General features: G+C 45.4%; 16 protein-coding genes. 4 read left to right on the top strand and 12 right to left on the bottom strand.

Features of this window, described 5'->3' with window-relative positions:
* The first annotated feature begins 19 nt into the window (after positions 1-19).
* The gene (locus tag CTT31_RS04080) at positions 20-1,645 is read left to right on the top strand and encodes a hypothetical protein (protein WP_260492017.1); all 1,626 of its coding nucleotides are present in this window, start codon (positions 20-22) and stop codon (positions 1,643-1,645) included.
* 2 nt (positions 1,646-1,647) lie between these two features.
* Positions 1,648-2,517, top strand: a complete 870-nt coding sequence (locus CTT31_RS04075) for an OmpA family protein (RefSeq protein WP_039491981.1) — start codon at positions 1,648-1,650, stop codon at positions 2,515-2,517.
* Between the two features lie 597 nt (positions 2,518-3,114).
* Here CTT31_RS04075 and gcvP read toward each other — a convergent pair.
* The 4 genes from gcvP to CTT31_RS04055 all read right to left on the bottom strand — a co-directional run bounded on the left by gcvP (position 3,115) and on the right by CTT31_RS04055 (position 8,406).
* A complete protein-coding gene (gene gcvP / locus CTT31_RS04070; protein WP_235368617.1) occupies positions 3,115-6,015 on the bottom strand; it encodes an aminomethyl-transferring glycine dehydrogenase in 2,901 nt (966 codons plus the stop codon).
* A 181-nt stretch (positions 6,016-6,196) separates the two neighbouring features.
* Complete coding sequence (gene gcvH, locus CTT31_RS04065; protein ID WP_039491974.1) at positions 6,197-6,586, bottom strand: glycine cleavage system protein GcvH; 390 nt, start codon at positions 6,584-6,586, stop codon at positions 6,197-6,199.
* A 76-nt stretch (positions 6,587-6,662) separates the two neighbouring features.
* Positions 6,663-7,745 (bottom strand): glycine cleavage system aminomethyltransferase GcvT, encoded by a 1,083-nt coding sequence (gcvT, locus tag CTT31_RS04060; RefSeq protein WP_010370538.1) that lies wholly within the window; start codon positions 7,743-7,745, stop codon positions 6,663-6,665.
* Between the two features lie 85 nt (positions 7,746-7,830).
* Complete coding sequence (locus CTT31_RS04055) at positions 7,831-8,406, bottom strand: hypothetical protein (protein WP_010607328.1); 576 nt, start codon at positions 8,404-8,406, stop codon at positions 7,831-7,833.
* Between the two features lie 129 nt (positions 8,407-8,535).
* Here CTT31_RS04055 and CTT31_RS04050 point away from each other — a divergent pair, with 129 nt between their 5' ends.
* Positions 8,536-9,381 carry a LysR family transcriptional regulator gene (locus tag CTT31_RS04050; protein ID WP_010370532.1) on the top strand — a complete coding sequence of 282 codons (846 nt, stop codon included), beginning with the start codon at positions 8,536-8,538 and terminating at the stop codon, positions 9,379-9,381.
* Positions 9,382-9,774: 393 nt separating this feature from the next.
* On the opposite strand, the gene CTT31_RS04045 is transcribed toward CTT31_RS04050, so the two are convergent.
* From CTT31_RS04045 to radA, 6 genes are all read right to left on the bottom strand, one after another.
* Positions 9,775-10,944 (bottom strand): FAD-dependent monooxygenase, encoded by a 1,170-nt coding sequence (locus tag CTT31_RS04045; protein ID WP_260492016.1) that lies wholly within the window; start codon positions 10,942-10,944, stop codon positions 9,775-9,777.
* A 10-nt stretch (positions 10,945-10,954) separates the two neighbouring features.
* Positions 10,955-12,127, bottom strand: coding sequence for a 2-octaprenyl-6-methoxyphenyl hydroxylase (gene ubiH, locus CTT31_RS04040; protein ID WP_260492015.1), 1,173 nt, complete (start codon positions 12,125-12,127; stop codon positions 10,955-10,957).
* A gap of 12 nt (positions 12,128-12,139) precedes the next feature.
* Positions 12,140-13,450 (bottom strand): Xaa-Pro aminopeptidase, encoded by a 1,311-nt coding sequence (pepP, locus tag CTT31_RS04035; protein ID WP_260492014.1) that lies wholly within the window; start codon positions 13,448-13,450, stop codon positions 12,140-12,142.
* A gap of 2 nt (positions 13,451-13,452) precedes the next feature.
* Positions 13,453-14,016, bottom strand: a complete 564-nt coding sequence (locus tag CTT31_RS04030) for a UPF0149 family protein (RefSeq protein WP_026000986.1) — start codon at positions 14,014-14,016, stop codon at positions 13,453-13,455.
* A 196-nt stretch (positions 14,017-14,212) separates the two neighbouring features.
* Complete coding sequence (locus CTT31_RS04025) at positions 14,213-15,136, bottom strand: DUF945 family protein (protein WP_260492013.1); 924 nt, start codon at positions 15,134-15,136, stop codon at positions 14,213-14,215.
* Positions 15,137-15,151: 15 nt separating this feature from the next.
* Complete coding sequence (gene radA, locus CTT31_RS04020; RefSeq protein WP_010370516.1) at positions 15,152-16,522, bottom strand: DNA repair protein RadA; 1,371 nt, start codon at positions 16,520-16,522, stop codon at positions 15,152-15,154.
* A gap of 128 nt (positions 16,523-16,650) precedes the next feature.
* Here radA and CTT31_RS04015 point away from each other — a divergent pair, with 128 nt between their 5' ends.
* The gene (locus tag CTT31_RS04015; protein WP_206471308.1) at positions 16,651-19,152 is read left to right on the top strand and encodes a PilZ domain-containing protein; all 2,502 of its coding nucleotides are present in this window, start codon (positions 16,651-16,653) and stop codon (positions 19,150-19,152) included.
* A gap of 71 nt (positions 19,153-19,223) precedes the next feature.
* Here the strand turns inward: CTT31_RS04015 and ampE are convergent, their stop codons facing one another.
* The gene (gene ampE, locus CTT31_RS04010; RefSeq protein WP_010370512.1) at positions 19,224-20,075 is read right to left on the bottom strand and encodes a beta-lactamase regulator AmpE; all 852 of its coding nucleotides are present in this window, start codon (positions 20,073-20,075) and stop codon (positions 19,224-19,226) included.
* A 6-nt stretch (positions 20,076-20,081) separates the two neighbouring features.
* A complete protein-coding gene (ampD, locus tag CTT31_RS04005; protein ID WP_211859336.1) occupies positions 20,082-20,624 on the bottom strand; it encodes a 1,6-anhydro-N-acetylmuramyl-L-alanine amidase AmpD in 543 nt (180 codons plus the stop codon).
* Positions 20,625-20,953: the final 329 nt, after the last annotated feature.

Below are 20,953 nucleotides of genomic sequence, written 5' to 3'. Positions count from 1 at the left end.
CATAAGGAAAGAAAAAGATATGAAATCACCATTTAGCACTGGCTTTTCAGTAGGATTTCAAACTTGGGGATGGTGGGTATTCCCTTTGCTATGTGTACTACCCGTTGTTGCGTTGTGGGGAAATATTCCCGACAATATTCGCAACGGCAATGCCAACCAATTAATTATCAGCACACTGGTATATGTGCTACCGATTTGCTGGGCATATTTCACTAGTTTAAAAGCCCGACAACGTTATGGCCTTGAGCACCGTTTGCTTAAAAACGTGGCAGATAAAGCGAATCAGCAAAGGCGCAGCATTATCACCAAAGATGGCAAACAGGTGCTGGATGTTACTAAAAGTCAGCGTGACCCAGATTATTATCTCGGCGGTGAAGGGGGTGGCTCTGGTAATGAAACCGTCGCCTCTCTAATGGTTCAACAATTGGTCAAAAATGCCGAAGAAATGCGCCGTGATTCTGACTTAACCTCGCAGGTATTTATCCGCTCGTTAGTTCCGTTTAAAACCGCAGTACAAATCCCGCAACAGGTTGCGCTACGTATCGGTATTCTATTCACCTTCATCGGCCTATTGATAGGTCTTGAACCGGTTGCCAACATGTTTCAGGGCATGGGCGATCAACGCCACGCCATCGGTGAACTCATTTCAGGGTTAACCGTTGCTTTTGGAACCAGTATTGCGGGTTTAGGGGCTGCGCTGATGATCCAAATTCTGGTAACTATGGTGGACAATGCCTATGGCAAAACCTCGCGCCAACTGGAATCAGCCTGGATGGATCTGGGACATGTACTGAGCTTTACGAGACTGGAAGGCGACTTACCCGCTAATGTTGAACGTTTATCAGATGAAATCGACCAGCACCGTGAAACCGTTCATGTGCACACCAGCAACCTGATCAGAGAAGTCGAAAACTTACTTAAAGAGGGGCAGGAGCAGCGACAAATTGTGGCTGATACTTATCAAACCTTAGAAAAGAACCAGCAGGCAATCGATACTCTAGGTCAGGCACACCAAGCTCACCTGAAAGAACTCCGCACTCTGAAGGATGATATTAAATCCTATGAATCGAGATGGAATTCAACGTTGAGCCACGCACTGGCACAGGCTGATGAATTAGGCAGGGAGCGCAATGAAGCACTGATGAATCAAGTCAGTGTCAGCATCAACAACCTGAGTAAGGGTTTAGAACAAGGCCTTGCGACAATTAATGAAAGCCTCAGTAATCCAACACCTGCGAGTGATGCGAAACTTGAGTCTGTTTTAGGAACTCTGAATTCACTGGTCGAGCATTTTAAACAAAACACACCGAACAACTCATTAGAAAACAATCTTCAGCAATTAATAACTGAACTGAAAGAACAAACAAACAAAGGCGTGAATACAGCAACGGACTCTCATCAACACAGCGATGATTTAGCCCGTGTATTAAATAGCCTGAATGACAAACTTGACGCTTGGCCTAGCCAGTCACCCGAAGTAAAACCACAGGGTCGTCACGTGTTGGGGTATCTTTCTGCTAGTTTGCTAGGTGGTGTGTTTGCATGCATAGCGCTTTTGCTGGGTATGAGCCTTATCGGCGAACCTGCGCAACAAGCCATATCACAGGTGAGCAGCTTTTTAACGGTTTCTGAAAGCGAGGATTAGCAGTGCTGTTTGAAAATACTGAGCTAGAAAGCGATAACGAAATGGGACCGGGAACGGACCTTGTTCTATCTTTGCTATCGGTCATTATCACGATACTGGCTGTTGTTGGCATGAGTTATTCGGTTACAGATATTGAGCCAGAACAAGCTGTAAACTGTCAAGGTGGTAACTGCGAGCCATCAGTAACTATTGAGTCGCTGCAACTCGATCTAAAAGACGCACAGCTGGAGATCACTAAATTGACAATGCAGATTGAGAACCTCAGAGCGTCCCCTAAAAAACAACCGAGCATCGTTTACGGTGATGTACTGGAATTATACGAATCGGAGCTGGCCGTATTTGAACGGAATCAAGCTCGTATTCGTCAGGAAGATTTACCAACTCTAAGAGAGCAACTTAAGCCGCTTTACGAAAAAGTGCGTATGAGCAATGCTAACGTGATCCGCATCCACGGCTACGCTTCGCCCGAACCACGCCGCGCAGGTTTAGATCACAACTTGGATAGCAATATGGATTTATCGGTAGAGCGAGGCCTAACGATTCTGCATGCCATGTCAAGGCTAGGGATTCCCTACAAATGTATGGTTGTGGAAGGATACGGTCGCAACCGTTCACGCTTCCTAAGTAGCTTTTTGAGTCAACGGAATATCACCATTCACGAGTGGGATAGCATGTATTTGCAAGGCTTTGACCAATCGATTTTGCCTTCACAAAGAGGACGTTTACTCAGTGAACTCGAGGCTCTCTACCAATTAGACCGTCGCGTAGACCTAGTTGCCGCGATAGAAGCGGCTTCACCGTGCTCGTCGGAGGAATTAATATCGCACTTCAAGCAGGTAATTAAGCGACCCATTTTGAGCGAGCAGGGCTAAAAAACCTTGTAGCATATTTGTGATGAGTAGTTAAACAGTTGGTGGCAAATAAACGAAGTTTTTTAGCATCTTTCCGTTTGAAGGTAAACAAGTTGTCACCTTCCTATAAAATGAAACATGCATAATAATTGGAGTTTTCTGCAATCATTTGTGAAAAACATATAGTTTTAAATTTTTCAATGACATAAACATATAGTTCTAGTTCAGATGATATATGTCTTAATTCTGGAATCATTGAAATATCCTTAAAAATCCATCCCTTCACAAAGTAACAACTTCGCTATTTCAACGCAGACAACAAACTTCTATGGCATCACATTGAATAATATTGTCTTTTATGGCTATACAGACATCGACAAAAAATTTATATGAACTTCAATAACATAACACTTTTAGCCAAAAAGCTATAGACAAAGTTTAATATTCATCGTGACTATCCCCCTAAAATTCAACTATCAACATTGTAATTTTCAAAGGTATAGTTAAAAAAAGGTGAGCACTAGGCTCACCTTTCAATTTTCTATGAGTCACAAACTATATTCGACTCACAAACTACCGAAATAAACTCACTGACTTTATTAGAGTACGACAAAACCCTTACGCGTCGCGGTAAGTATCAACCGCTGGGCAAGAACAGATTAGGTTACGGTCGCCGTATACGTCGTCGATACGGGTTACAGTTGGCCAGAATTTGTCTTTTGCTACGCTTGGTACTGGGAATGCCGCTGCGAGGCGATCATATGCACGGTTCCAGTCGTTGCTTAATACGTCTGCTTGCGTGTGTGGTGCAAATACTAATGGGTTGTCTTCGATAGACCATTCGCCTGATGCAATCTTGTCGATTTCACCTTTGATAGAAACCATGGCTTCGATAAAGCGGTCGATTTCTACCTTAGACTCAGATTCCGTTGGCTCAACCATTAGTGTGCCCGCTACTGGGAACGACATCGTTGGTGAGTGGAAGCCGTAGTCTTGTAGACGCTTAGCAACGTCCATTTCGGTAATGCCTGTGGCTTCTTTCAGTGGGCGAAGGTCAACAATACATTCGTGGGCAACGCGGTCGTTACGGCCACGGTATAGAATTGGGTAGTGCTCGCTCAACTTAGCCGTTAGGTAGTTAGCGTTCACGATTGCCATTTCTGTCGCTTGTTTTAGGCCTTCGCTGCCCATCATCGCGATGTATGCCCACGAGATAGGTAGAATAGCAGCAGAGCCGTAAGGTGCAGCAGAAACCGCGCCGTTACCTACGTTTGTGCCTTCTACGTTGATCACGCTGTGGTTAGGCATAAATGGCGCCAGGTGCGATTTAACACCGATAGGACCAACACCTGGGCCACCGCCACCGTGTGGAATACAGAATGTTTTGTGTAGGTTTAAGTGTGATACGTCGGAGCCGATTGAACCTGGGCTAGTTACCCCAACCTGCGCGTTCATGTTTGCGCCGTCCATGTATACTTGGCCACCGTGCTGGTGCACGATGTCGCATACTTCACGGATAGATTCTTCGTATACACCGTGTGTAGACGGGTAAGTGACCATGATGCACGATAGGTTTTCAGCTACGTCTGCGGCTTTCGCGCGTAGGTCTTCCATATCGATGTTACCGTTTTTATCACAGTCAACCACAACCACTTTCATGCTTGCCATTTGTGCAGACGCTGGGTTTGTGCCGTGCGCTGAACTTGGGATCAAACAAATGTTACGGTGACCTTCACCGCGAGACTCATGGTACTTACGGATCGCGATAAGACCTGCGTATTCACCTTGTGCACCTGAGTTTGGCTGTAGTGATACTGCGTCGTAACCTGTGATGTTCACAAGCCAGTCATGCAGCTCAGTCATCATGATCTTGTAACCTTGTGCTTGATCGATTGGGCAGAACGGGTGTAGCTCTGCAAACTCAGGCCAAGTCACTGGGATCATTTCAGCGGTTGCGTTTAGCTTCATGGTACACGAGCCCAATGAGATCATTGAGTGGTTTAGTGCTAAATCTTTGTTTTCAAGACGCTTGATATAACGCAGCATCTCGGTTTCGCTGTGATAGCTGTTGAAGTTTGCGTGCGTTAAAATTTCGTCGTCGCGCACTAGGCTTGCAGGAATACCTGTGATGTTCTCGCCTGATACTTGTGCGTCTAGCGCATCTACATTTAGGCCGTGGTCGTCACCTAAAATGATGTCAAATAGCTCAGCTACGTCTGCACGCGTTGTGGTTTCGTTTACTGCAATTGAGTATTCGCCGTTGTGGTTAAGGGCAAAGTTTACGCCTTTTGCTACTGCACGCGCCACAACCGCTTGCTTGTCAGCGTCGTCTGCTTTAACCGTAATGGTGTCAAACCACGTATCGTGCTTAAGTGCCACGCCTTTTGCTTTAAGGCCCGTTGCAAGAATGCTTGCAAGGCGATTAATGCGCTCAGCAATGATCTTAAGGCCTTGAGGACCATGGTAAACCGCGTAAAACGCAGCCATGTTCGCAAGTAGCACCTGTGCAGTACAGATGTTTGAGTTGGCTTTTTCACGGCGGATGTGCTGTTCACGAGTTTGCATCGCCATACGTAGTGCGTCGTTACCTAAACGGTCTTTAGACACACCAATAATACGGCCTGGTAGTGAACGCTTGTAAGCATCACGCGTAGCAAAGAATGCTGCATGTGGACCGCCGTAACCCATAGGTACACCAAAACGCTGTGCAGAACCAAGCACTACGTCTGCGCCTAGTTTACCAGGTGCTTTAAGTAGCATTAAGCTCATGATATCTGCGGCAACACAGGCAATCGCTTTTTTGTCTTGTACTTGTGCGATTAGGTCAGTAACGTCAACCACTTCACCTGATGTTGTTGGATATTGGAATAGCGCACCAAAAATCTCGTGGTTAGCAGCGTCGCTAGCAGGACCTACTACTACTTCAAAACCAAACTGCTCAGCACGCGTAGATACTACGTCGATAGTTTGTACGTGTACGTCGTCTGCAATAAAGAAGATGTTTGCTTTTTTCGCTTTAGATACACGTTTTGCAAGCGCCATTGCTTCTGCCGCTGCAGTGGATTCGTCAAGTAGTGATGCACTGGCTAAGTCTAGGCCGGTAATGTCCATAGTCAGCGTTTGGAAGTTAAGTAGTGATTCCAAGCGACCCTGCGCAATCTCTGGCTGATAAGGGGTGTAAGCCGTGTACCAACCCGGATTCTCAAGTACGTTACGTAGGATAACGTGAGGTACGTGAGTTGGGTGGTAGCCTTGACCGATATAAGATTTGAAAACCTTGTTTTTGCTTGCTACTGACTTCAGGTAGCTTAGGGTTTCCACTTCTGTGCGGCTTTCACCGATCTGTAAGCCCTCTTCTAAACGAATTGAAGCAGGTACAGTTTGACCGATCAGCTCTTCAACACTAGATACTCCAAGAGCGCTTAGCATCTCGCTCACCTGTGCTGGGCTTGGCCCAATATGGCGGCGGATAAAATCTTGCTTTTGCTCTAACTGTTCAAGAGATTTGGCGTTTGACATTAGTCCAGGTTCCTATGATCCAAATGAAAAAGGTGAATACTGTTTTTATCTAAATGAGATACCTTGGTAACGGCAGTATTCTAAAACATTGGCATGAGCTCGTCATACCTTGAGCAAGCACCCTTGCCCAAAAAGCAACAATAAAAGCCCCTAAAAAGGGGCTTTTATTACTATCAACAAATTAGTCTTCGTCGATTGAATTTGCGTAGCCTTCAGCGTCTAGTAGATTGTCTAGCTCAGACTCATCAGACGCTTTAATTTTGAACAACCAACCGTCACCGTAAGCATCGTTGTTTACAGTTTCAGGCGCATCTTCTAGGTCTTCGTTGATTTCAACGATAGTACCGCCGATTGGTGCATAGATGTCTGACGCTGCTTTTACAGACTCAGCTACCGCGCAGTCTTCACCCGCGTCAACTTCATCATCTACGTCTGGTAATTCAACGAATACCATGTCGCCTAGAAGTTCTTGTGCGTGCTCAGTGATACCAACAGTGTATATGCCGTCACCTTCAGCGCGAACCCACTCGTGTGAAGTAGCGTACTTTAACTCGCTAGGAATGTTGCTCATTTTTTTGTTCCTTTGGTCGGTTGCGATGTCACCCCGTGAGCGACATCAATGTTATTCTATTTATTATCTATAAAAACTAGATAATTGACTTGCCGTTACGAACGAAGCTTGGCTTAACTACTTTAACATCAACTAGCTTCTTACGCATTTCAACTTGTGCAGTCTCGCCAATTGAACGAGGTACACGCGCAAGCGCTACACTGAAGCCTAAAGTTGGTGAGAATGTACCAGAAGTAATAACACCTTCGCCACCTTCTACGATAACTTTAGAACCACCACGTAATACGCCTTTGCTTTCTAGGACTAAACCTACCAGCTTATCCGTGCTTTGCTCAGCACGTTGTTTAGTGATAGCTGCACGACCGATAAAGTCACGCTCCTCTGGCTCCCATGCAATTGTCCATGCCATGTTCGCTGCAAGTGGAGACACCGTCTCGTCCATGTCTGAGCCGTAAAGGTTCATGCCCGCTTCTAAACGTAGCGTATCACGTGCACCTAGGCCAGCTGGACGCACACCTGCGTCTAATAATTTTTGCCATAAGTCCGCCGCACCATCGTTGTGTACTACGATCTCATAACCCTCTTCACCAGTGTAGCCAGTTGTTGCGATAAATAGGTCGCCAGCTTGCACACCAAAGAATGGCTTCATGCCTTCAACAGCCGCTTGTTGTTGTTCGTCTAGGATAGTTGCTGTTTTTGCTTTTGCGTTTGGACCTTGTACCGCAATCATCGCGTACTCAGGACGCTCAGTAACTGTCACTTCAAAATCTGCTGCTACCGCACCGATATGTGCAAGGTCTTTTTCGCGTGTTGCAGAGTTAACGACTAGGCGATATTGCGTTTCAGTGAAGAAGTAAATGATAAGGTCATCAATTACACCGCCCTGCTCATTTAGCATGCCTGTGTATAGCGCCTTACCAGCCACAGTAAGCTTAGCTACATCGTTTGCAACTAGCTTTTGTAAAAATGCCTTTGCGTCTACACCTTCGATATCAACAATCGTCATGTGTGAAACGTCAAACATGCCCGCGTCTTGACGCACCGCATGGTGCTCTTCAATTTGTGAGCCATAATTGATTGGCATTTCCCAACCGTGGAAGTCTACCATTTTCGCGCCAGCTTCTAGGTGCTTCGCGTGTAGTACTGTTTTAGAAGTCATACTTATCCTTCACTTTTTTACTCAGCTGCCATCGGTTGGCGCTGAGGGGGTTATTGTTATCGCGCTTACGATAACTGCACGGAATTTATGAAACGAGTTTAAAACCAGCGTCAGTGAGCGTCGTTTGCCACTTATCTAACACAGCAGCTTGCGCAATCAACTGATACTGTTGCTGTTCGTCCACCAGCAAGGTCGTAATAAATACTTCACCGCTTTGCTTGCCATAGCAGGCATTTTTATCTGAGATCCTAAGGCCTGGCGTTAACATAAAGTCACTGACTAAACGCTCAAACGCAAGCTCACCGCTTATGGTGGCAGCAACTAAGTCGTGACGACGTACCAGTTCAATGTCGAACTCGTCAGCATGGCTATCAATCAGTGTTGCCAGCTCAGCAGCTGCGCTTTCACTTACAACAAAACGGTAAGCCGTTTCACTAAAATAGTACACGGCGAAATTTTCGCCACTGTCTAGTTTGCCTTGAAAACCTAAGCCCGGTGCCATTAACTTATTCAAGTTAAGTGCAAGAATTTGGCTTAAGAAAGGCGTGGTCTCAAAGCCGCTGAAATCAAGTACAACAACAGCATCAGTTGGCATGTAATGGTTTTGCGCCGGAACACTGCCCTGACGGTGCTTTGCAAAGATAATTGGCGTGACGCTCATGGCACTACCTTAGTGAAATTTCGATGAGCAAAAGTATAAGGATGCGCAAACTCAACAACAAATTGTATTTACTTATCAATTGATAAATAATATTAATGTACTTGGGTTTTATAAATTGCATTTCCTTATATGAAAAACTTATCAATTGATGGATTAAGAACGCTGGTCACTGTGGTTGATGTCGGTGGATTTGCCAAGGCTGGTGAACTGCTTGGCTTATCTCAGCCTGCTGTTAGCTTGCAAATCAAACGCTTAGAAGACATGCTAGGTTGCAAGCTGTTTAAAAAACAGGGCCAAAGGCAGGTGTTGAATCAATATGGTGAGCTACTTTTGCCTCTAGCCAAACAAATGCTGCAGCAGAACGATGCAATTATTCAGCAATTTACTTCTGAAAGTGTGACAGGCCGAGTACGTTTAGGCATTCCCAGCGAATTTGCAGCACGGATCTTACCTTCTATTATTGGTGATTTCGTTTCTTTATATCCTGATGTTGCATTAGAAGTTAAATCAAGATTGAGTAAACACTTACTTTCTGTAGTAAGGCAAGACCAGTTTGATTTGGTGCTAGCGCTTAATGAAGAACTCTCATCCTCTAAATATCCAGTCTTTATGCAGGATCAATTAGTTTGGGTTGGCGATTTATCGCTTGCGCAGCATTCGGTTGTCACTTTAGTCACCGCGCCGGAGGGCTGTATTTACCGCCGCCGCGCTATCGAGGCGTTGCAACAAGCTGGATTACAATACCGGATTGTATATAGCAACGCCGACTTAACCGGCCTTACCGCCGCTTTAAAAGAGGGACTCGGGATCACCGTGCTGGCCAAAAGCACCGTGCCAGCAGAACTGCCTTATCAGACCCAAACCCAAATATTACCCGAACTAGGCCAAATCGGAATCAGCCTAGTCAAAAACACCCAAGAATCCGCCCACGCCGTTGATAAACTCGCTGAGTTTATTGCATTGAGGTTAGGTTAAGAGATCGCGGGGTAAACCAGCTCCAACCTGCAACATAAAACCTCTGTGGGAGACGCTTTACGCGGCGAGATTGATTTAGGAAAAGATCGCGATGTAAAATCGCTCCTACCAGCAACATAAAACCTCTGTGGGAGCCGCTTTACGCGGCGAGATTGTTGAAATGTTCGCGGGGTAAACCAGCTCCTACCAGCAGCATAAAACCTCTGTGGGAGCCGCTTTACGCAGCGATGCTGATTTGAGAAAAGATCGCGGGGTGAACCCGCTCCCACCAGCAATATAAAATCTTTGTGGGAGCCACTTTATGCGGCGAGGTTGTTGAAAAGATCGCGATGTAAAATCGCTCCTACCAACAACATAAAACCTCTGTGGGAGCCGCTTTACACGGCGATCTTTTTATTTACCGCCTATCGCTTCTTTGGCGAACAAATGCTTGATTGGGCCGAGGTTGTCGACCAAGCTCAGGCCCACACCGCGTACTAGCTTTTTAAGCGGATGATTGCCTTCAAACAGTTCTTTAAGCCCTTGCATCATGGCAATATGCTTTTGGGCATCTGCTTTTCTGCTGCGCTCATATTGACGCAGTATCCGTGTGCTGGCAAATTGCTCTTGCGGTGCTGACAACAAGGTGATCAGATACGCAGCGTCTTTTAGTCCTAAATTCATGCCAAGGCCTGCAAGCGGGTGAATGGTATGTGCCGCGTCGCCCATTAAAACGATCCGCCCTTGCACCCATTGTTTTGCATAGCGCATAGTCAAAGGAAAAACATGTCTTTCGCTCACCAGTTCACACACGCCGCACTGCATATCAATTGCAGCACTCAACGCTTTATTAAAAGCCTCGACCGGCATGGCTTGTAGCTGCTTTGCTTTATCCGGTGCGGTAGACCATACAATTGAATGAGTATATGGGTCATCAAGCGGCAAAAAGGCCAACGGTCCATCAGGGAGGAACACTTGTCTTGCTGTTGCATCATGTGGCGCTGCGGTTTTTATCGTTGCAACCAGCGCATGGTGATCATAATCCCAATACGTGATTGGCATATTAAACTGCTGGCGAATAGCCGAACGTGCGCCATCAGCCGCCACCACTAGTTTCGCCATCACAGGTTCACCAGTCGCTAAGGTTAGCAACACATCGGTGTCTGTTTGGTGCAAGCTTTGGTATTTTGTGTTCCACATCAGTTTGGCAGACTGCTGTGCTTCAAGTGCTGTTAACAAGGCATAGCGAATGGCGTCGTTTTCAATGATGTGACCAAGCTCAGGTAAGTCTAACGAGACATTATCAAAGGCGATTTTACCAAAGCTGTCTTTATCGCGTACATCCATACGAGTATATGCCGCGGCGCGCTGCGCTTTAATATCTGGCCACACGCCCAAGCGCTCAAATAGAGCCTGACTTGCAGCGCTTATTGCGCTTACGCGTGCGCTGTATTCTTGTGCCAATGGTGTTGGTTTTTCACCACTGTCTAGCACTAGTACCGAGATATTTTGCTGCGCAAGCCCTAGCGCCAAGGTTAACCCAACACATCCACCACCAACAATACACACTTGAACTTGTTGCATGCCAACTCCTTTATCCTTTATATCCCATCAATTGCTTGGCCAGCGGCGCTCTTGCTGTTTTGGACAGCGCCATGGTAAGTAGACCTAAACTACGGCCTAAGGCTAAGGTTCTTGATGAGTTTGAAAATAGTCGAACGAGCGCATCGGTTAATGTCATCACCGTATTAATATCTTGCGCTCGCGCCAGTTGATAAGCACGCGTAAATTGAAAACTGCCCCACTCATCGGGCGTATTTGCCTGACATTGTGAGGTTAGGACTTGAATATCTCGTAGACCTAAATTAAAGCCCTGTCCTGCAATGGGATGAATGGCATGCGCCGCATTGCCAATCACCACCACCCGATGATGAGTGAGTTGCTCTACTCGCCCAAACACTAGAGGGTAGCTTGCTCTCATACCCACTTGCACAAAGCGCCCAGCGCGATAACCAAAGGCTTGCTGTAATGCTTGCAAGAACTCAGCTGGAGCCATAGCTTCATACTCATTGAGTTTGTCATTAGGCATACACCACACCAGTGAATAGCGATTATCACTCATTGGCAGAAGTGCCATCGGGCCATGTTCAGTAAAACGCTCGAACGCCTGACCGCCATGAGCCGTGTCGATTTGCACATTGGCAATCAATGCGCCTTGCTCGTAGCCTATGCTATCAAAGCCAATATTGAGCTTAGCCCGCGTGGGAGATTGCGCACCATCCGCAACAACCAATAATCGGCTTTGTAATTGCTCACCATTATCGAGCGTCAGTTCAACCTGCTCTGGTTGTTGATGTATATGCGCCACTTGGTTCGGACAAAACAGTGCAATATCAAGATTGCTCAACTGCTCGTGTAAAAAGCTGCCATAGGGATTGACTTCAACTACATAGCCTAACGCTTTTTGGTTGTAGTCTTCAGGGTTTATCCACGCTTTACCAAAGTGACCTCTGTCTGAAACATTCACTTGTGTGATTGGCTCAACGTACTGCCACTCGGGATTAAATAGATTTAGCTCGCCCAAAAATGCGACCGACTGCGCAGCAAGCGCAATACTACGGTCGTCAAAACTTGGATGCTGTTTACCTTTTGGCGCAAAGGCTTCAATAACCGCAATCTTTGCCTGCGGAGAGACTTTTTTTATGGCGATGGCGGCGCTGGCTCCTGCCATACCACCACCAACCACGACGACATCAAACTGTTGCACGCAAAGTGTCCACTAGTTATTCATTAATGCTTCTATTTCTGCGATGGTTTTTGGCACCAGTGCGGTTAAGTTTTCATAACCTGACTCGGTGACCAACAGATCATCTTCGATACGAATGCCAATTCCTTTATACTCATCAGGAACTTGCGCATCTTCGTCAAAATACAGACCCGGCTCAATGGTAAGTACCATGCCAGGTTCAAATGGACGATCCGCTTCATCTAACTTGTATTCACCGACATCATGAACATCAAGACCTAGCCAATGACCTAAACCATGCATGTAAAATGCTTTGCATGCCTGCGCTTCTACGAGTTCATTAACGTCGCCCGCAAGAATGCCTAAATCTACTAGCCCTTGAGTCAATACGGTCATCGCCACTTGATTGGCTTTGACTAATGTACCACCCGGTTTTACTTCACCAAAGGCCGCATTTTGCGCCGCCAATACCAACTCATAAATCTTACGCTGCGCATCAGTAAACTGGCCGTTTACAGGGAAAGTGCGAGTTATATCAGCCGCATAGCCTTCAAGTTCACAACCCGAATCAATCAGTACTAAGTCGCCGTCCTGTAGCGCATCACAGTTGTCGGTGTAGTGTAAAATCGTCGCATTGATGCCGCTGCCAACAATGGTGCCATAGGCTGGGTGACGCGCACCGTTCATTGCATAATGATGATGAATTTCGGCTTCAAGCTGGTATTCCGTTGCGCCCGGCTTGGCAAACTGCATCGCGCGTTTGTGCGCCTCAGCACTAATTCTGCCCGCTTCGCGCATGATGGCGATTTCAGCATCCGATTTAAATAAGCGCATTTCATGGACGAGTGGGCGAATATCTTTGATTATCTCAGGGGCACGATAGCCCTTTTTCGGTGCGCCACGCAATGTACTTAGCAACTGCCAAACCTTATCATCAAAGGCGTTATATGTGCCTTGCCCGTAGAATAATACCTTGCGACCATTCACGAGATTTAATAGCTCGTCGTCTAAGTCACTCAGCGCAAAGGTTTGGTCAAGTTCAAGTTGCGATTTAGCTTGCTCATAGCCCATCCGGCGACCATGCCAAATCTCAGCAACCTTATCTTTATTACGACAAAACAGCGTAGACTGCGCATTGCCGTCTCTGTCTTTCGTAAGCACCAAAACCGCATCCGGCTCTTTAAATCCCGTCAGGTAAAAAAAGTCGCTATCTTGGCGAAACGGAAATTCAGTGTCGCGGCTACGGGTTAACTCTACGGCCGCAGGAATAATCGCTACGGCGTTGTTATCTAGTGCCGCAATAAGACGCGCACGGCGTGCTACAAACTCGCTGTTTTTTATCATAATTAATGTATCGTCTTTGATGTACTAACGGACTGGGGTTCTTTGCCCATTTCAGCAAAGCATAACAGTGTAGAAACGCGCACATATTCTACCACTTCGAGCAGAGCTTCTTTATCGTCGTTGCTGTCTTCAAAACCAGTATCAAGCTTAGTTATTTCGCTAAAATCGTTAATCACTTCTTTAACATCAGCAGATAACTTACCGTAATCTTTTTGCTTTAAACCAAAGCCTAGTAAAAAGCCTGATACCCAAGCAATCAGTGCGTTAGCTTGGTCATGTAATGATTCGTCCTCTGGCGGCAAGTAAAGTTCAAACTGGAACTCGCCGTCGTTGAAGTGCTCGGCAACTTGCTTATATAAATCGATGCAAAATTCTCTAATTGGCGCTGAAAATTTTTGACCGTCGTTAAATACGTCACTCAATAACCCTAAATACTCTGAATCTTCAATATTCAGACCACAGGCCAATAACCCCGAAATGGTGCCGTGAACTTCGGCAGGGGCAATAAACAGTTCGTGTTTTTCTAATAGCAATTGAGCTTGCTGGTAGTCTTTGAATTCGCTCATAAATACATTCCCAAGCAATTGATACTCCAATGCTACCACCGCAGCCTTTGCAACTCCAACGAATTGTATGATCAACCTCAAGGCTGCTTTAGATTTCATCAATTTGGTGAAATAGATATGGCAAATGAATAGGTGTGTAAGAGGTGGAGGGATTGCAGAGCAAGTCCACAATCCCATTAAACTAGCTGGATTGGCTTTACTTACCGCTTGCGTTGATCTTGATAAGTTCAGACAGCGTTTCTGGATTTTGTGCCATAGCCAAAGATAGCTGTTGCCCAAGCGCCATCATATTTTGGCTTTGTGGTACGGTCACAGAAATTGACAAAGACTCCATTCCAGATACAAAATCCGTGATTGCATCTTTTAACTCTTGCGGCATCGGTGAATACATTAACTGCTGTGCTGTCACCGCTTCAAAGTCATCTTTGGTCATTCCTTGCTGTGCAAGTTCAGCTTCTATGAATTGAGGCAAGGTGCCTGCATTGTCAATATTCACAGCCAGCGATTTTAATTCGAGCGATTGCATTGCTGTCATCATTTGCGACTGTACTTGAAGCTCTTGCTCAAGGTTTGGTGTATCGCCTTGAATTTTTGACGCCGCTAATGAAGCATCCATAAAGGCCTTACTATTTCCAAACGCAGCATTAAAAGAGGTTTTTACAATACCTTCTGCCGACGTTGCGAATTTCACCTCGCTGGCGCCAGATGCATCGTCATAGGCAAGACTTGTTTTTAAATGATAAGTTGCATTCACCAGCTCCGGCGACATCCCTTGGGTAAACTCTGCTGCTTCTTTTGCTAATTTTAAACCAACTAGGTCAAGTTCAGTATAGGGGCTGATTTTGTCTTGCTCGTAGCCGACAATATTGAGCTTATCGATGGTAAATAATGTTATTTTCTCATCAGGCTGTGAGATCGTTAAATCGGTAATTTCTACACCGCGAGAAAATAAATCAACTGAGCTATTTGCAAAACTCACCGTAAGGCCACTTTGCTGTTCAAAACTTGAGATTTGCTTGGTGATCTCTTGTTTCACTTGCTCATTGACATAATAGTTTGCGCCAACATACCCTGCGCCTGCTAACACCACAACGGCAACTGCTAATGTGGACTTATTCATATTTCACTCCATTATTTAAAAAAGTGCCTCAAGCGCTTCGCTAAGGCTAGAGACGGCAACAATTTCCATCCCTTCAATATTTTCTTTTGGTTTATTTGCTTTTGGTACAATTGCTCTTGTAAATCCATGCTTAGATGCTTCACGCAACCGCTCTTGCCCACTTGGCACAGGGCGGATCTCACCTCCTAACCCCACCTCACCAAATACCACCAGCTGCCTGTCTAACGTTTGGTTTTTAAAGCTTGAAACCAGTGCGGCTATTAAGGCTAAATCAGCGCTGGTTTCGGTCACTTTGACACCGCCTACAACGTTTACAAACACATCTTGATCCGACACCTGCAAACCGCCGTGACGATGCAATACCGCAAGTAACATGGCTAAACGATTTTGTTCCAAACCAACGGTGACGCGACGCGGGTTGGCGAGCTGTGAATAGTCGACTAGTGCTTGGACTTCCACGAGTAATGGTCGCGTACCTTCCCAAATAACCATGACTAATGAGCCTGGTGTTTGCGCTTCACCACGATTTAAGAAAATAGCCGAAGGATTGTTTACTTCCTTTAAGCCTTGGCTTGTCATAGCAAACACACCCAACTCGTTTACAGCACCAAAACGGTTTTTATTGCCACGTAATGTTCTAAAGCGGCTGTCGGCACTGCCTTCCAGTAAAATGGAGCAGTCAATACAATGCTCCAGCACCTTAGGACCGGCCAGTGTACCATCTTTAGTTACATGCCCCACCATAATAATGGCAACCTGATTGGTTTTGGCAAAACGCGTCAAATAAGCAGCGCTTTCACGTACTTGAGAAACCGACCCGGGTGCCGATTGGATATCACTCATATGCATTACTTGAATTGAGTCGATAACCATAATACTTGGCTTTTCACGAAGCGCGAGCTGACAAATCGTCTCAACATTGGTTTCTGCGAGTGTTTTAAGCTTATTTGTAGGCAGCCCCAATCGTGTCGCACGCATGGCAACTTGTTGCAGCGACTCTTCACCAGTGACATACAAAGTGTTCATGGTTTCGGCAAGGCGACACATAGTTTGCAGCAACACCGTACTTTTACCAGCGCCGGGGCTACCACCAATTAATATTGCACTTCCCGGTACAACACCACCACCAAGTACACGGTCAAACTCTTTAAAGCCTGTTGAAAATCTAGGTAATTGCTCTAGGTTAACTTCATCTAAGGTTTGTACTTTAGCTTCAACAAGACCGGCATAACCTGACGTTGAACCGCCTTGAGGGACTGATTTTGCTGATGGAACGCGAAATTCCGTTACGGTATTCCATGCCTTACACTCCGAGCATTGGCCTTGCCAACGCGCGAATTCGGCACCACAATCACTACATACAAATGCTGTTTTCTTTTTTGCCATAAATTACAGGTATATATCTTGCTTAAACACAATAATAGGTTAAGAATAAACTAATAAAGCGCCAATGTTGACATAATATTGGCGGTGACCCAACTGGTCACATAAAATGAGCGCGTGTAAAACTGTTTATGCCTGAAGATAGATTACAAAAATATCAAAGCTTAATTGAAGATTTAAAGCTGGATCTTGGCGATCCGGCTTTTGATCGCATATTTAAGCAACGTACTGCGGACCTATCCAAGCCGGACCAATTTCTATTAAAAATGGAAATGTCACGGCTATCTCAGCCCGTGGCACGATTTATTGACCTCAGAGGACAAGTCGCAGGTCAAGTTAAGCCTTATGAATATGAAGGCAAACAGCACTTTATGGATGACTTAGCAATCGAAGTATTCGAGCGGGAAGTCGCTAAACATGGGGGTTATACCCTTGCAGTTTACGAATCCGTAATGAGTACCGACAATAATTATAAGGTCATGCAAAAGCAGGCCAAAGCACGCGAAGAAGAAGTAGAAAAGGACGCGGTCAATCATAATTACACTAAACTAGTCCGTTTCGCGTCGTACGAAAGCCGCTCCGAAGAGCGCATGAATTACTCCATTAAGATCACTGTGGAACTGGCAAAAAACCGCCCTAAGGTTTCCGCTACTACCTCCGATATTTCCCTCAGCGGCGCTAAAATAAAATTACCGACCAATCAACAGGTAGATCCCGGACAAATTATTTCGATCCGCTTAGTGGGTCTCGAGCAAGACTTTGAACTTGGCTTGAAAGAAGGTATTCAGTATGAAGTCGTCGCTGTAGAACCCGGCACAATTGAATACAACCAAGTTCGCTTAAAACGCACCTTTATCGAGAAAAACCAAGGGTTTGATGACTTTTTAAATAGTTTTATACACGGTAACAAACGCCGCTATAAGATAAATCTCGACAACACTTTGGATGCCGTCGTTTGTAAAGGCTACGAACAGTATTATTTTCCGCGCGTCTGCTCTTTGTTTGTTTTCATCAGTGAGAAACAAAAACAGCTTTATCCAAGCATGGTGCTTACCAACGAAAATAACGCCCATATTAATTACTACTTTGAAGACGAAAGAAAACAATCAGGCCTTTATTCCGTCTTCAACCAAAAACGAATGCAGCGACTACTTGCGCTTTCTGGCGCGGTAAAAGAAGCGGTATGCCATGTGTTTACTCACTCAAGTCAAGGCAAAATGTACTTTTACTCAGCCTTTGACTTTGAGCTGGAAGAAATGCAGCAACTAAACGATCTGTTCTTTGCCTTTGGCAGCCAAAAAGACAGCTGGCGCACGTTTAAAGTACAACTCATGCCAAGCCATCATGAGGATGCGTTTATCCCGCTTTCGCTTCCCGCAAGTGCAGGCAAAAATGTCGAAAAGCTAAATAAACGCCCCACCCCGAGGGTACAAGGCTTTATCCAAGACGTGAAATATCTCATGTTACTGACAGATATTGGAAACCCGTCTATCACTGAGCGATTCCAACGCCTGAGTTACGAACAAAGTTTAGTTAATCAGTTAAAGAAGTTCGGTCACGGCAAGTCAGCCACTCCTCCTCCACTTGAGGTGGTTGCGTTAGAATACGTTAACTTGCGTGCACACAGGCGCTACCTGTATAAAACCAATGTCGTCGTTCATATTGATGGCCAAGGCACGTTCAACTGTGTTACCCGTGATTTTTCTGTCATGGGTTTACAAATAGAATGCGGCCAAGAAATGCCGCTGAATAAAGGTGACTCGATACACTTAGACTTAGTCGATTTGCAGAGACTGACGAAACAGCACAATTTAACGAATTTGCGCTATGAAGTAATGATGGTCAATAAAACTAAAACTATCATTAACTTGAAAGTGCAGAAAATAGGTCAACTCGACCATTCTGCCATGGGGTTCTTTAAAGCCCTTATTGAGAGCAATAAAGACAAGCTGGTTGCTTGTGATGAAGCGCCAAAGGTACCGGGGCTATCACTTGCGCTGCGTAACATGGTGACTAAATCCGTTTGTCAGTTTCCACTTTATTTACACAAAGAAACTTCACATAATGCGGTGGGAGCAATTGGACAAGGGCTTTACCCGACATCCCTTCACCACTTACTGCATTCGTTTAGCGATAATGACGATAACACGTTGGACGCCAAAGCCGTTTTCCCCGACCGTTTCGTCGAAGAAAAGCTCACCGAAATTCTAAAAACAAAATCGCGACAGGATAAACCGCTCAAATACTTGGTGTTTATTAAGTTTGATCCAAACCAAAGCAGTCAACACGAAGCGGTAGGTGCGCAAGTTATTGCCCATGAAGAGGCCATTGATAGCCTGTATTTGTATGCTAAAAAAGCACTACGCAATGACCTACTCTTTGTCTATCAGCTCTATGTATCAAAAACTGGCCGGCCAGATATGGATTATCTTGCTAATGAGCTGCGCTATGTAAGCCACTATGCAATCCACAAAGCAAAAGACCTAGAAGAAGCGCTTTGGTCAGTGACTGGGGTGTGTGATTTGATAGATGTTACGGAATATGTGGTTAGAAACATGGGCTTTGATGCGCCGCTTGTTACCAAAATGGAAGAGCAGAAAAAGCGCTGGTTAGAGGCCAATTTTAAACACTGATTTCAACTGCTCCATATGCGTTTACAGTATATGGAGCATTTGTTATAAAGATGTTTAGTTTGCAGCTAGGGCTACTCCACCCAACCAAATAGGGTTAATACTGCGATAATCACGAGATAAAACAAAATATTACGTTTCACGAGGCGCATCATACAGCTTGCTTCAAAGGTACAACCTAAAAACTGTTGTTCAATTTGCTCAGCCGCAAGTGCAGTGCTTGTGACGATTTGACGATTTGTGGTTTTAAAATCAAGCACATACTTCAACCAACTTGATGTACCTTTACTGAAGTTACCAATGATCAAAAAACCAAAACTTGCGATCCGTGCAGGAAGCCAATTTAGCCAATAAAATAACCGACAAAACTGCTCAAACACATGCTGTAGCGGCGGATTTTCTTGCTCATGATGCCAATGCACAATTTGTCTTACCATCGCATATAGCACAGCGCCCGGCGCGCCCAACGCCACAAACCAAAAAATAACTCCGCAGTAATGCTGAAAGTTGATCCACGAAAGCGTCTGACCAAACGTCTCGCCGCCCGGCTCATCTTCTAATTTGTCTTGCCCCATTTGCAACGCATAAAGCGTAGCCGCTTCGTTATCACCTCTGGTCAGTGCATTCAAATAGCCTTTATAAAGCTTGCGATATTTTGCACAGCCAAAACAGACTAAGAGTACACAGATATTGATTGCAAACTGCCAAAACACAAAGTCACTTAGGCTGTAAATAAAAGCAACAACCAATGCAGGAATAACTAACCAAAGCATCACACCGAAATGCGAACCCAACATGGCATTTGGCTGAGTCCAAGATTTGGTTTTCGCGTAGTAACTTTGCAGGTAATGGTCGACTTGCCAGTAGTTCGCCCGCGCGCCAAGTCGTTCAATAATAAGCGCGATGATGATAGAAATTAAGATCATGCTTGCCTAGCTCTCTTGGTTATTTAACAAGGTAAAATAATGCTGCCAATCAAATGCTGCCCCTGGATCTGTCTTTCTTCCAGGAGCAATATCATTGTGCCCTACAATACGATCATTCGTCAGCTTTGGATAGTGCTGCTGCAGCCAACGCGTTGTTTTTACTAAACTCGCATATTGCGCTTCGGTATATGGCGTGGTGTCTGTCCCCTCCATTTCAATACCAATTGCAAAGTCATTACAGCGCGTTCGACCTTGCCACTCAGACACTCCCGCATGCCAAGCCCGTTCAATGAAGGGAACGTATTGGGTGATGCTACCGTCACGACGTATAACGCAGTGCGCCGACACTCTTACTCCCTCTAAGTCAGAAAAAGTTGGATGTGCGCCGCAGTCCAGCGTGCCCATAAATAAGTCTTCCACGTACGGCGTGCCAAAACATCCTGCGGGCAACGAGATATTATGGATCACCAGTAAATCTATCTCGCACGCTTGCGGTCTTTCATCGTAATGCGGGGATTGCTTGTGTTTAGCAAAAGGTAGCCAATTCAAAGTATTAGTTCCAAGCCTTGGTTTGCATTCGATTATAAAGACAAAATAAGACAAAAGGTAGGGATGGATTTATGTGTAATGTAACGATAGTACCGGGACATAAAAGACATAATAGTTTGATATCAAATTGCAGCTGGCAAACAATAACCGTAACAGCGGGTTTACCCCGCGACCTTCGTTTTAGCCATCAACTCATTCTCTACAAACAAGCCTTTGCATTTCAAACACACCGTCGCGACATAAAGTCGCTGCTACGAAAATACATATTGGCTTCGACGTAAAGTCACAGCAAACAACGCATACACGTAGCAGCGGGTTTACCCCGCGAC

Source organism: Pseudoalteromonas maricaloris (assembly GCF_024746855.1).
Taxonomy (GTDB): Bacteria; Pseudomonadota; Gammaproteobacteria; order Enterobacterales; family Alteromonadaceae; genus Pseudoalteromonas; species Pseudoalteromonas maricaloris.
This window is presented reverse-complemented; position numbering and strand designations above follow the sequence as displayed.

Coding starts and splice junctions, on each gene's coding strand:
- gcvT (WP_010370538.1), bottom strand. CDS start 7,745: ATGACTTCTAAAACAGTACTACACGCGAAGCACCTAGAAGCTGGCGCG.
- pepP (WP_260492014.1), bottom strand. CDS start 13,450: ATGATAAAAAACAGCGAGTTTGTAGCACGCCGTGCGCGTCTTATTGCG.
- CTT31_RS04080 (WP_260492017.1), top strand. CDS start 20: ATGAAATCACCATTTAGCACTGGCTTTTCAGTAGGATTTCAAACTTGG.
- CTT31_RS04030 (WP_026000986.1), bottom strand. CDS start 14,016: ATGAGCGAATTCAAAGACTACCAGCAAGCTCAATTGCTATTAGAAAAA.
- CTT31_RS04045 (WP_260492016.1), bottom strand. CDS start 10,944: ATGCAACAAGTTCAAGTGTGTATTGTTGGTGGTGGATGTGTTGGGTTA.
- CTT31_RS04015 (WP_206471308.1), top strand. CDS start 16,651: ATGCCTGAAGATAGATTACAAAAATATCAAAGCTTAATTGAAGATTTA.
- CTT31_RS04050 (WP_010370532.1), top strand. CDS start 8,536: ATGAAAAACTTATCAATTGATGGATTAAGAACGCTGGTCACTGTGGTT.
- radA (WP_010370516.1), bottom strand. CDS start 16,522: ATGGCAAAAAAGAAAACAGCATTTGTATGTAGTGATTGTGGTGCCGAA.
- ampE (WP_010370512.1), bottom strand. CDS start 20,075: ATGATCTTAATTTCTATCATCATCGCGCTTATTATTGAACGACTTGGC.
- gcvH (WP_039491974.1), bottom strand. CDS start 6,586: ATGAGCAACATTCCTAGCGAGTTAAAGTACGCTACTTCACACGAGTGG.
- gcvP (WP_235368617.1), bottom strand. CDS start 6,015: ATGTCAAACGCCAAATCTCTTGAACAGTTAGAGCAAAAGCAAGATTTT.
- CTT31_RS04055 (WP_010607328.1), bottom strand. CDS start 8,406: ATGAGCGTCACGCCAATTATCTTTGCAAAGCACCGTCAGGGCAGTGTT.
- CTT31_RS04025 (WP_260492013.1), bottom strand. CDS start 15,136: ATGAATAAGTCCACATTAGCAGTTGCCGTTGTGGTGTTAGCAGGCGCA.